Here is a 12,267-nt window from a genome sequence, read left to right as displayed (position 1 = left end):
AAATCAGCTATCCAAACCAATGGTTAGTGAACCATAACAAATTAATTTATCTACATTATCATGCTTTTATATATTGAAAAATAAAAGAAAAATATAACCATGGAAAAACAACAACCCAAAGAAATGCACTAATAACAACAATAAATTTAAAACTAAAATGCAGCGTTTTATGACGAAAATGTTTCATGGCTAAATGTATTCCCATAAAACCACCTAAAAGGCTTAGAAGAAAAAATGTTTTTTCAGGAATTCTCCACTCGTTACGCACGGCCCGAATTTTATCTCTCCACATAAAAAAATAAGCGGCGATATTGATCGCCGCTAACCATATAATCAACGAAAGAAAATAAATCATTTCGGATAAACTGGAAGACGTTTACAAATTGCTAAGACTTTTTCTTTAGTTTCAGCAATCACTTGTTCTTCATTTTCTTTACCTAAAGCATCTAAAACATCACACATCCAGCCAGCTAATTCACGCACATCATTTTCATTGAAACCACGGCGAGTCACAGATGGTGTACCTACACGGATACCTGAAGTAACAAATGGTTTTTGCGGATCGTTTGGTACAGCATTTTTATTCACGGTAATATTTGCTTTGCCTAAAGCTGCATCTGCTGCTTTACCAGTTAATCCTTGTTTAATGAAACTTACTAAGAACAAGTGGTTTTCAGTACCATTTGACACCACGTCATAACCACGTTGTTTAAATACTTCAACCATTGCTTTTGCATTTCTCAACACATTTGCTTGGTATTCTTTATATTGAGGCTCTAATGCTTCTTTAAAGCAAACTGCTTTTGCCGCAATAATATGAACTAATGGACCACCTTGATTTGCAGGGAATACGGATGATTGTAATTTTTTGTAGATTTCTTCATCGCCACAAGATGAAAGAATTAAACCACCACGCGGACCGCCCAATGTTTTATGGGTTGTTGTTGTCACAACATGTGCATGAGGCAGTGGATTTGGATATAAACCCGCTGCAATTAATCCTGCTACATGCGCCATATCAACAAATAGATACGCACCCACTTCATCGGCGATTTCACGCATTTTTTTCCAATCCACCACTTGAGAATAAGCAGAGAAACCCGCCACAATCATTTTTGGTTTGTGTTCTAATGCTTTTTGACGGACATCTTCATAGTCGATTAAACCATCGGCAGTAATACCATAAAGTACAGAATTATAGATTTTACCAGAGAAACTGACTTTTGCACCGTGAGTTAAGTGCCCACCGTGAGCCAAATCCATACCTAAAATAGTATCGCCTGCATTAATCAATGCACCATACACTGCAGCGTTTGCTTGTGATCCAGAGTGTGGTTGAACATTCACGTAATCTGCACCAAATAATTCTTTCGCACGGTCAATTGCTAACTGTTCCACAATGTCTGCATACTCACAACCACCGTAATAACGTTTACCTGGATAGCCTTCAGCATATTTATTAGTGAATTGTGAACCTTGAGCTTCCATCACGCGCGGACTAGCATAGTTTTCAGATGCAATTAGTTCGATATGCTCTTCTTGACGACGATTTTCATCTTGAATCGCTTGCCACAATACTGGATCGTAATCAGCGATGTTCATACTTTTTTTAAACATTGTGTATTCCTCGTTGTTTGAATTATTTGTGTATAGTTTACCTGTTTCCAAGTAAAAACTTAATCAGAAATTTCGATCATATTTTTCATTATTACAATGAAAAACATTCATTTATCTAAATCGAGCCTTTTTCTTTCACTAATTTCTCAATTAGTTTAACTTCTTTTGTTTTCTCGCCTGCACCCAGTTTACGGCATTGGCTGGTCTCTTTCGTATAAGTATTAAAATTAGTCATACTGGTTGGGCTTTTCATTTTAATCTTCATATCCAAATGATTACCGCAACTATTACAAGGTGAAACAAATTCCTTATCATACTCTTTAAATTCTGGAGATTGTTCAATAATTTTCGCGACTTGTGGTGAATGCGCGGTTTTAAATAGACGATCCGTAAAGTCATAACTTAACTTGTCATCATTCGCCTGCCATTTAGCTTTAGCTTGCAATAAATAACGCATCCAGCCTTCTTTTGTATCAATCTGAGAGATACCACGCATCAGCACAGTTTGATCTGCTCGATAAGTGACATAATCAAAATGCTCGACTGGTAAAGGGGCTTTTGCCGCAGGCTTAACATGGCAAATCCAATCGCCCAGCAACGCTTTTTCCTGTTCAGTTTGCTGGTGTGCCATTGCGCATCCCGAGAGCAATACAGCGACAAGACTACCTAATACTAATTTTCTCATAGTAATACTCCTTTTATTTAGTTGATTTCCTCACTATCAAAAATAAAGTGCGGTTAAAATCACGCTTGTTTTTTATCAAGTTTAAAATAATTGTATTTATTTCTTTACAAACCACTGATTCAATAACTGAATATCTTTGTCATTCTCGGTGACTCGTCGGCAAGTCGCAAAATCCTTATCTAAAATAAGTTGATTGCCATTCTGTTTAAGCTCAATTGACATATTCACGTGATCGCCTGATTTGCTATAAAACGTAGCTAGTTTCTCTTTTTCTTGTTTTTGTAATTTCTTATCTTGCTTAATGGCTTTAGCCACATTGTTACTGTGTGCAGGCACCATCGCGCGATTAACAAAATCAAAACTCAAGACATTATTTTGGCTCTGCCATTTCACCTTACCTTTTGTTAAATAACGAATAGTCGTCTCTTTATCCAATTCAATGTAGGAAATGCCTCGCAAGGCGCCTGTTCCATCAGATTTTAAGACGAAGTGTTCTAAACGATCGTAAGTTTGTCTATCTTTTGTCGGTATAGTACGACAAATCCACTCGCCATCTAATGTTGCACTTTGTGAGACATTTGATGCTCCCGCACAACCTGTTAATAATGCAGCAACAAGGCTACCCAATATTAATTTTCTCATGAGATACTCCTTTTATTGACAGTAGGGATAACATTGATCACAACAAAATAGGGAAATTTTCGTTTAATCAGGAATGTGTAAAAGGCAGCAGTTACATAAATCATCACTCTCAAATTCTGATATTTCACCTGCAACCTTATTCGGAATGGGAAATAAACGCACAGTTAGTGGTTTATTTAAGCGAAATGCCATCGTCCCAGTGTCGCGCATAATAGCGGCTATGCTTTCTGCCTTAACATTTCCCGCCACGGGAACCGTGTCTAAACCGATACCACATACGGCGCTATACGTCAGTAAAGCGCGAATATCAAAATATTGTTTTTGTGTCCCTTCGGCTAAACCTAAATCTTCTGTCACCGCCAACATTAACCCAGAAAAACCAACCAATGGCACATGTTGGATTGATTTAAACACTTTTGTCAGTAGCGCAGAAACCTCTACTGAACCAGCCGCACCAAAATAGGGCAATCCCATTAATTCATACACTTTTGTCATAGATGAACAATTTTTTGATGGAGCCGCCGAACTATCAATGCCTGCAAATTCAAATTCACCCGATAATTTGACCGTACTTAACATATCTAATACTTGATCTACATGATATTGCAGAGCTTGCGACATAGCCTGATAACAATCAGCATAAAATTGATTATGAGGCGATTTTGGTACAGATTTTAATACTTCAACTAATAAATCGGGTGTTTCTAAACCAATGACAAAACTATTTGGTAAATGGCTTAGATGATAACCGGCGGGGAAATAAGGAATAAATGGCTTGCAGTTAAAATTCACAGTAAAGTTAAAATTACCTTCACCACGTGGTGTGATATTTGCAATTCGTTGTACGGCATAAACAGATTGCTCAATAAGTTCATTATCTAACACGCCATTTTCATCTAATGGCACATTGACACAAGCATTACACAAGTCGTCATAAGCCGCGATTAGCTCTGGTAATAAAGCAATTTCCTCTTTATTTCTCGCCGCTCCTATTGCAAATCGAAGACGGATTCCACTTTCATTAAATTTATTCAATAATTCCGTTAAATACTGCAAATCTGCTTTTGCCGTCTGCAAATTGGTTAAATCCAAATATTCACCGAAGGGATTGGTAATCACTCGAATCGATTGCAAGGTATAACCTGCTTTCTGCACAGCGGGTAATAACAAATCCACATCACGTTTCACCGAATAAAGGGCGTCTTCCCATTGCGTTTTATCTTTATGTAACGTTAGAAAAAAACTGATTGTGCGAAGACGACATAATTCCTTATTTTTATAATCCATTCAATCCCTTAACATTAAATGTCGTTATTTTTGCTGCTCACGTTCAACAGCACGATAACCAATGTCTCGACGATAAAAACGTCCAGACCATTGAATTTGTTCAGCGAGTTTTAAGGCTTTTTGTTGTGCTTCAAATACACTTTCGCCTAATGCAGTCACACAAAGCACGCGACCGCCGTTCGTGACTAACTTGCCTTCTTGTTCCGCAACGCCCGCTAAGAAAACTTTCTCATTTTCGACCGCACTTTGTGACAAACCGGTGATTTCATCGCCCTTGCGATAATCGCCCGGATAGCCTTCTGCTGCCAATATGATACCTAAAGAAGCTTTCGGATTCCATTGGGATTTCACTTCGTCTAATTTGCCATCACAGGCTTTAAGACAAAGCTCCACCAAATCCGATTCCAAACGTAACATAATCGGTTGGGTTTCCGGATCACCAAAACGGCAGTTAAATTCGATCACTTTCGGCTGGCCATTCGGCATGATCATCAAACCGGCATACAAGAAACCGGTGTAAATATTGCCCTCTGCCGCCATGCCGTTGACCGTTGGATAGATCACTTCACGCATTACCCGCGCATGAATTTCAGGTGTCACCACAGGCGCAGGAGAATAAGCCCCCATACCGCCGGTGTTTAAGCCCGTGTCTTTCTCACCCACACGCTTGTGGTCTTGACTGGTCGCCATAGGTTCGACATTTTTGCCGTCCACCATGACGATAAAGCTCGCCTCTTCGCCATCTAAAAATTCTTCAATGACCACTCGACTACCGGCTTCACCAAAGGCATTGCCGGAAAGCATATCACGCACTGCGTCTTCGGCTTCCTGCAACGTCATAGCCACAATCACGCCTTTGCCTGCCGCCAAGCCATCTGCTTTTACGACAATTGGCGCACCTTTTTCACGCAAGTAAGCCAATGCCGGTTCGACTTCAGTGAAGTTTTGATATTCTGCTGTTGGGATTTTATGACGCGCTAAGAAATCTTTGGTAAAAGCTTTTGAACCTTCTAATTGCGCCGCCGCTTGCGTTGGTCCGAAAATTTTTAAACCCGCTGCACGAAACGCATCCACCACGCCAATCACAAGTGGCGCTTCAGGCCCCACGATCGTTAAACCTACGTGGTTATCTTGGGCAAATTTAACCAATGCAGGAATATCCGTTGCGGCGATATTCACGTTTTCGACCTTTTGTTCTAACGCTGTCCCTGAATTGCCCGGTGCAACGAAAATTTTATTCGCTAATGGAGATTGCGCCACTTTCCAAGCGAGGGCATGTTCACGACCGCCGTTTCCGATGATGAGGATGTTCATAATGCTCCTTGTATCTTTTTGAATTTAATCCCCTCTTTAGCAAAGAGGGGTAAGGGAGATTTGGCCAGAAGTTATTTCAACCTCATAGTACATTTAGCATCGTTTAAATCTCCCTCTCGCCCCCTCTTTACGAAAGAGGGAGGATAAGTAAGTCGCTCATTGAGCGAAGTTGCTGCATAAATTAATGTCTAAAATGACGCATTCCAGTTAATACCATCACCATATTATGTTCATCTGCCGCATCAATCACTTCCTGATCACGCATTGAGCCGCCCGGATGAATCACACATTGAATGCCTACTTTCGCCGCCGCATCAATGCCATCACGGAATGGGAAGAACGCATCAGATGCCATCACACAACCGGCCACTTCCAAGCCTTCATCTTGCGCTTTAATACCGGCGATTTTAGCCGAATACACGCGGCTCATTTGGCCTGCGCCAATACCGATGGTTTGGTTATCTTTGGCATAAACAATGGCATTCGATTTCACGAATTTCGCCACTTTCCAACAGAATAATAAATCTTTCAATTCTTGTTCGGTCGGTTGACGTTTGCTGACCACTTTTAAATCATCCAAGCCCACCATGCCTAAATCCGAATCTTGCACCAACAAGCCGCCATTCACGCGTTTGAAATCTAAACGTTGGGTACGTGCTTGCCATTCTCCACATTCAAGCAAACGGACATTTTTCTTACGTTTCACCACTTCAACGGCTTCTGCCGACACTTTCGGTGCGATAATCACTTCCACAAATTGACGTTCTACAATTTCATTTGCCGTTTTTTCGTCTAATTCACGGTTAAACGCAATGATGCCGCCAAAGGCTGAGGTTGGGTCTGTTTGATAGGCGCGATTGTAGGCCTCTAAAATATCTTTGCCTAAGGCCACCCCACACGGATTGGCGTGTTTCACAATCACACAGGCCGGCTCATCAAATTCTTTCACGCATTCAAGGGCTGCATCGGTGTCTGCAATATTATTGTAAGACAAGGCTTTACCTTGGAGTTGATTAGCGGTAGCCACGCTCGCTTCTTTAACATTCAAATCAACATAGAAGGCCGCATTTTGATGAGAGTTTTCGCCGTAACGCATGGTTTGTTTACGCACGAAGTTAAGGTTTAAAGTCCGTGGGAATTGACCACACTTCGCCTCCGCATCTTCTTCAGAAGCAACATGATAAGGTTTCACCAATTGACCGAAATAGTTGGCGATCATGGAATCGTATTGCGCGGTGTGTTCAAATGCTTTGATGGCAAGATCAAAACGGGTTTCAAGCGTTAAGCTGTTTTGATGTTGCTCCATTTCGGTAAGAATGGCATTAAAATCGTTATTGTTCACGACAATCGCTACATCTTTATGGTTTTTCGCAGCAGAACGCACCATGGTTGGGCCGCCGATATCGATATTTTCCACCGCATCAACCAAGGTGCAATCTGGTTTCGCCACGGTTGCGGCGAAAGGATATAAATTCACCACCACCATATCAATACCTTCAATACCATGTTGCTGCATGATGGCATCATCCGTGCCACGACGACCTAAAATCCCGCCGTGCACTTTGGGGTGTATGGTTTTCACGCGACCGTCCATCATTTCAGGGAACCCCGTATAATCAGACACTTCAGTCACTGGCAAACCATGTTGCTCCAACAATTTTGCGGTACCGCCTGTGGAAAGTAGTTTTACACCATGCTGTACTAAGCCTTGAGCAAATTCTACGATACCGGTTTTATCCGAAACACTGAGTAAAGCCTGACGAATTGGACGATCTGTCATTACATTTTCCTTCATTAAATGGTTAAAAATAAGCGGAGTGAATTATAGCGCAAACGTTTGCGTAAATATAGAAAGATTTTACTGATCATAAAATGAGAATATGTAATAAAGAAAAATGCCATTTGATTTTTTCAAATGGCATTGTTTTTAGTTAAATAGCCGTCTTTGTTTACGACTTTTTTGTATTTGAGAAATAAATAATATTGTGAGTATTGCAATGTATACAACAAAAATAAATACGAGCCACTGAACCATGGTTAAATTTAAGAATGACCATTGGCTTTCATTACAAGAGCCTGTAGGATTAAAAATAGCTGGGAACCATTGATGAAATGGTAAGGTTTCTGGAAAGTTAGGGATAAACTCGCACTGTTTCCAGGGGGCTGGATTCATTTGTAGATCCAAATGGCGCAGTGATACCAAAAGGCCTTTAATACTACTAAATAATCCGAGTATCAAGGCGATTAATCTCACAATAAATGATTTTGGCGCGAGAAGGCCAATAATGCCCGCAATAAATAATCCAATTATCGCTAAACGTTCATATACGCAAAGCACACAAGGCTGTAACCCCATTCCATATTGGAAATAAAGTGCGGTAGATTCCAAAGCTAAACTTGATAAAGCTAGCAAAAACCATACGGAGCGTTTTTCAGAAAATTGTTTTAATAATGTGAGCATTCTGTCTCCTTAAATCGGCAAAATTAAACCTAAGCTTGCCAACCAATCTGTAGTTGCAGGTAAAATAAATTCGATAGCAAATAAACCTACAAGTGACATAACAACGGTATAAGGCAAAGCCATATAAACCATTCTTCCGTAAGAAAGGCGAATTAATGGGGCGAGGGATGAGGTCAATAAGAACAAGAATGCTGCTTGTCCATTTGGTGTTGCGACTGATGGTAAGTTTGTTCCAGTATTGATTGCCACAGAAAGCAATTCAAATTGATGAGGTAAAATTACGCCATTCGCTAATGCAGATTTTGCTTCGTTAATATAAACCGTTGCGACAAATACGTTATCAGAGATAGAAGATAACAATCCATTAAAGATATAGAAGAGAGCAAGCTGAGTATTTTCTTCAGAAGCAAGTACAAAATGAATAATAGGTGCGAATAGTTTTTGATCAATAATTACAGCAACCACAGAAAAGAAGACAACAAGTAGGGCTGTAAATGGCAAAGACTCTTGGAATGCTTTACCGATAGTGTGTTCGTCAGTCACACCTGTGAATGTTGTAGCAAAAATGATGATACTTAAACCAATTAATCCTACCGCCGCAAGATGGAACGCCAATCCAAGAATTAACCAAATCGCGATTAACGTTTGAACACCTAATTTGATTTTGTCTTGTTTAGACATTTTTTCTGAATTAGTGCGGTCTAAATCTGACAAGATTTTCCATACATCTTCAGGTAATTTTTCACCATAACCGAATAATTTGAATTTTTCGACTAAGAAGCAAGTGAGTAATCCGCAAATAAATACTGGAACAGTAACTGGCGCCATGCGGAAGAAAAATTCGATAAAGTTCCATTTGGCTTGTTCTGCAATGATTAAGTTTTGTGGTTCACCCACCATTGTCATTACACCACCAAGTGCAGTTCCGACGCCAGCATGCATCATTAAACTACGTAAGAAAGCCCGAAATTTTTCTAAGGTTTTATGATGTTGCGCATCAATTTTAGCGTCATCAGAAATATCCACCGCATCCATTAAACCATTACCTGATGCGACTTTATGGTATACCCCATAAAATCCCATCGCGACACTAATAATAACTGCAACTACGGTCAATGCGTCAAGAAAAGCGGATAAAAAGGCTGCGCTAAAGCAAAATGCGAGAGAAAGTGCAATTTTAGAGCGAATTTTAACGAGTAATTTAGTAAATACATAAAGCAGTAATTGCTTCATAAAGAAAATACCCGCAACCATAAACATTAATAGTAAAATTACTTCAAAATTAGACATAATTTCAGCTTTTACATGCTCTACGTTTGTCATGCCGATAATAATAGCTTCAATAGCTAATAAACCACCGGGTTGAAGGGGGTAGCATTTCAATGCCATGCCTAACGTGAAAATAAATTCAGCGACTAATAGCCAGCCCGCTAGGAAAGGGCTGATGAAAAAGAAAATAATCGGATTAATAATGAGAAAAGCAACAATGGCAAGTTTATACCAATCCGGACTTGAACCAAGAAAGTTTTTCATAAAAGCTTGAATGTTTGTCATAGGGGACTCCACTATTTTTTATCATGCTGACATTGTAATATATCCGTCTTTAAAGGATAATAAAAACTAGCTATTTTTTCATAAAATTGCATCTTTTTTATTTTTATCTGATTTTTAAGTGTAATGCAAAACGATAATGACATTTTAAAAGCGCAAAGTCCTGCGGCTTTGGCTGAAGAGTATATTGTAAAAAGTATTTGGCAGGATATTTTTCCCGCAGGGAGTAATTTGCCTTCAGAACGAGATCTTGCTGATAAAATAGGGGTAACTCGTACAACATTACGTGAAGTGTTGCAACGTTTGGCGAGAGATGGCTGGTTAACAATTCAGCATGGTAAACCGACGAAAGTGAATAATATTTGGGATACGGCCGGACCAAATATTATCGAAACATTGATTAGTTTGGATATGCGTTCAGCACCAATGATTATTGATAATATGCTATCTTTACGTAGTAAAATGTCTGAATTTTATATTTATGAGGCTGTTAAAAATTCTCCAGAGCAATCTGCCGCACTTTTTGCATCACTAGAGCAATTAGAGAATACTGCTCAAGATTACACGGAATTTGACTATACTTTGTTTCGTCAATTTACTGTGGTAGCTAATAAGCCTTTTTATCGATTAGTATTCAATAGTTTAAAGGGTGTTTATCAACGAATTGGTTTACTCTTCTTTAAAGAGGAAAAGCACAGAGAACTTACTAAACAATTCTACTTAGAAATGCAGCAAATTTGTCAGGTAGGTAACGCTGATGCTGTGGTAGATTGTATTCGTAAACATAATGTTCGCTCTATCACTTACTGGCATGCTATTTTAGAGCGGTTACCTCAAAATCTATCTGATTAATCTATAGGGAATGAGAGGCTTAAAATAGCCCACGTGTAAATTTATTTATTTTTCATGTGAAAGATATTATTCCCGTCTTCTATTAACATTTTAGAATACTATGCGCATACCTAGAATCTATCACCCTGAATCACTAGAATATCAAACGCAATGCCAACTTTCTGAAGATGCCGCCAATCATGTTGGTCGTGTATTGAGAATGGTAGAAGGTGAGCAACTTGAACTTTTTGATGGTTCAAACCATATTTATCCAGCAATAATCACAGAATCCAATAAGAAATCGGTAAAAGTTAATATCTTAGGGAGAGAACTTTCTGATAAAGAATCCAATTTAAAAATCCATTTAGGTCAAGTTATTTCACGAGGTGAACGGATGGAATTCACCATTCAAAAATCTGTGGAATTGGGAGTAAATGTGATTACGCCACTGTGGTCTGAACGTTGTGGCGTGAAGTTAGATGGCGAACGGATGGATAAAAAAATTCAACAGTGGCAAAAAATTGTCATTGCTGCTTGTGAACAATGTGGTCGTAATGTGGTGCCAGAAATTCGTCCTCTAATGAAATTACAGGATTGGTGTGCAGAAGATGATGGGGCGATTAAATTAAATCTACATCCTAGAGCACAACATAGTATAAAAACGTTACCAATGATTCCAAAAGATGGGGTACGTTTGTTAATTGGTTCAGAAGGCGGGTTATCAGAACAAGAAATAGTGCAAACACAACAGAAAGGTTTTACTGAAATTTTATTAGGAAAGCGTGTATTACGTACCGAGACTGCTTCACTAGCAGCGATCAGTGCATTACAAATTTATTTTGGAGATTTAGGAGAATGATGGAACTGCAAGGGAAGTTTCTCATCGCAATGCCTCATTTAGATGATTATTTTAATCGAACTGTGGTGTTTATGTGTGAACATAACGAACAAGGTTCTATGGGATTAGTAATCAATCAGCCTACGGATTTAAGTATTGCAGAACTTTATTTAAAGCTTAATTTTATGATGAAAAATGACCGCGCTTTTGGTAATGAAATGGTCGTTGCTGGCGGTCCGATACATTCAGAACGTGGTTTTATTTTACATAAAAATACACTTAATCATTTTCAACATACTTACAAGGTTACTGATACGCTTTCTATGACGACATCTGCTGATGTTGTAGAAACCTTTGGGTCTACATTCGCTCCAGAAAAATATTTAGTTGCGCTAGGATGTGCGAGTTGGTCTGCAGGACAGTTAGAAAAAGAAATTATTGATAATGCCTGGTTAGTTGCACCAGCTAGTGAACAAATTTTGTTTGATACACCTTATGAAGAACGCTATATAGTGGCCAATCAATCTCTTGGTATTCATCCTCATAATTTTGTGATGACTCAAGTGGGGCATAGTTAATGGGGATCACTGTACTTGCCTTTGATTTTGGTACAAAAAGTATTGGTTGCGCGGTTGGACAAAGTATAACTGGAACGGCTCAAGCACTTCCAGCATTTAAAGCACAGGATGGGATCCCTAATTGGAGCGCTATTGAAAACTGTCTAAAGGAATGGAAGCCTGATGTACTTGTTGTTGGTTTGCCACTTAATATGGATGGTACCATTCAAGACTTAACTCTACGAGCGAAAAAATTTGCTAACCGGTTGCATGGGCGTTTTGGTATTACTGTTGAGTTACAAGATGAACGTCTGACAACAATGGAAGCGCGTAGTGAGATATTTGAACGTGGTGGTTTCAGATCACTTAAAAAGGATAAGGTCGATGGTATTTCTGCTTGCTTGATTTTAGAAAGTTGGTTTGAGGGTTATTCGGTTCGGTAAAGGCTATTATTCATCTTAAGAAATGAATAATAACCTTTGAC

Annotated in this window: 13 protein-coding genes; 4 read left to right on the top strand and 9 right to left on the bottom strand. The window is 39.2% G+C overall.

Annotated elements, in window-relative coordinates; genetic code table 11:
* Window positions 1-58: 58 nt before the first annotated feature.
* The 9 genes from KKW16_RS06050 to nhaB all read right to left on the bottom strand — a co-directional run bounded on the left by KKW16_RS06050 (window position 59) and on the right by nhaB (window position 9,560).
* Window positions 59-355 carry a DUF1294 domain-containing protein gene (locus KKW16_RS06050; RefSeq protein WP_005627552.1) on the bottom strand — a complete coding sequence of 99 codons (297 nt, stop codon included), beginning with the start codon at window positions 353-355 and terminating at the stop codon, window positions 59-61.
* On the bottom strand, window positions 352-1,617 hold the full coding sequence (glyA, locus tag KKW16_RS06045) for a serine hydroxymethyltransferase (protein WP_133498035.1): 1,266 nt from the start codon (window positions 1,615-1,617) through the stop codon (window positions 352-354). Before glyA ends, KKW16_RS06050 begins: the two co-directional genes overlap by 4 nt.
* A gap of 115 nt (window positions 1,618-1,732) precedes the next feature.
* Window positions 1,733-2,302 (bottom strand): hypothetical protein, encoded by a 570-nt coding sequence (locus KKW16_RS06040; protein WP_118855339.1) that lies wholly within the window; start codon window positions 2,300-2,302, stop codon window positions 1,733-1,735.
* Window positions 2,303-2,398: 96 nt separating this feature from the next.
* Window positions 2,399-2,944, bottom strand: coding sequence for a hypothetical protein (locus KKW16_RS06035; protein ID WP_118855340.1), 546 nt, complete (start codon window positions 2,942-2,944; stop codon window positions 2,399-2,401).
* A gap of 63 nt (window positions 2,945-3,007) precedes the next feature.
* The gene (locus KKW16_RS06030) at window positions 3,008-4,231 is read right to left on the bottom strand and encodes a DUF711 family protein (protein WP_140524101.1); all 1,224 of its coding nucleotides are present in this window, start codon (window positions 4,229-4,231) and stop codon (window positions 3,008-3,010) included.
* Between the two features lie 24 nt (window positions 4,232-4,255).
* A complete protein-coding gene (gene purD / locus KKW16_RS06025) occupies window positions 4,256-5,545 on the bottom strand; it encodes a phosphoribosylamine--glycine ligase (protein WP_140524104.1) in 1,290 nt (429 codons plus the stop codon).
* Between the two features lie 181 nt (window positions 5,546-5,726).
* Entirely contained in the window at window positions 5,727-7,325 is a 1,599-nt protein-coding gene (gene purH / locus KKW16_RS06020) for a bifunctional phosphoribosylaminoimidazolecarboxamide formyltransferase/IMP cyclohydrolase (RefSeq protein WP_140524107.1), read from the bottom strand.
* Window positions 7,326-7,472: 147 nt separating this feature from the next.
* Window positions 7,473-8,006: a disulfide bond formation protein DsbB gene (dsbB, locus tag KKW16_RS06015; protein ID WP_140524110.1), complete on the bottom strand. Its 534-nt coding sequence runs from the start codon at window positions 8,004-8,006 to the stop codon at window positions 7,473-7,475.
* A 9-nt stretch (window positions 8,007-8,015) separates the two neighbouring features.
* Window positions 8,016-9,560, bottom strand: a complete 1,545-nt coding sequence (gene nhaB / locus KKW16_RS06010; protein WP_140524113.1) for a Na(+)/H(+) antiporter NhaB — start codon at window positions 9,558-9,560, stop codon at window positions 8,016-8,018.
* Window positions 9,561-9,683: 123 nt separating this feature from the next.
* Here nhaB and fadR point away from each other — a divergent pair, with 123 nt between their 5' ends.
* The 4 genes from fadR to ruvX all read left to right on the top strand — a co-directional run bounded on the left by fadR (window position 9,684) and on the right by ruvX (window position 12,226).
* The gene (gene fadR / locus KKW16_RS06005; protein ID WP_140524115.1) at window positions 9,684-10,409 is read left to right on the top strand and encodes a fatty acid metabolism transcriptional regulator FadR; all 726 of its coding nucleotides are present in this window, start codon (window positions 9,684-9,686) and stop codon (window positions 10,407-10,409) included.
* Between the two features lie 100 nt (window positions 10,410-10,509).
* The gene (gene rsmE / locus KKW16_RS06000) at window positions 10,510-11,247 is read left to right on the top strand and encodes a 16S rRNA (uracil(1498)-N(3))-methyltransferase (RefSeq protein WP_106013627.1); all 738 of its coding nucleotides are present in this window, start codon (window positions 10,510-10,512) and stop codon (window positions 11,245-11,247) included.
* Window positions 11,244-11,804 (top strand): YqgE/AlgH family protein, encoded by a 561-nt coding sequence (locus KKW16_RS05995; protein ID WP_140524118.1) that lies wholly within the window; start codon window positions 11,244-11,246, stop codon window positions 11,802-11,804. Before rsmE ends, KKW16_RS05995 begins: the two co-directional genes overlap by 4 nt.
* Window positions 11,804-12,226 carry a Holliday junction resolvase RuvX gene (ruvX, locus tag KKW16_RS05990; RefSeq protein WP_106013625.1) on the top strand — a complete coding sequence of 141 codons (423 nt, stop codon included), beginning with the start codon at window positions 11,804-11,806 and terminating at the stop codon, window positions 12,224-12,226. Before KKW16_RS05995 ends, ruvX begins: the two co-directional genes overlap by 1 nt.
* The last annotated feature ends 41 nt before the right edge of the window (window positions 12,227-12,267 follow it).

It is taken from the genome of Haemophilus sp. SZY H8, from assembly GCF_018829755.1.
Lineage (GTDB): Bacteria > Pseudomonadota > Gammaproteobacteria > Enterobacterales > Pasteurellaceae > Haemophilus > Haemophilus haemolyticus_K.
Note: the sequence above shows the minus strand (reverse complement) of the source record. Positions and strands in the feature narration are given on the sequence as shown.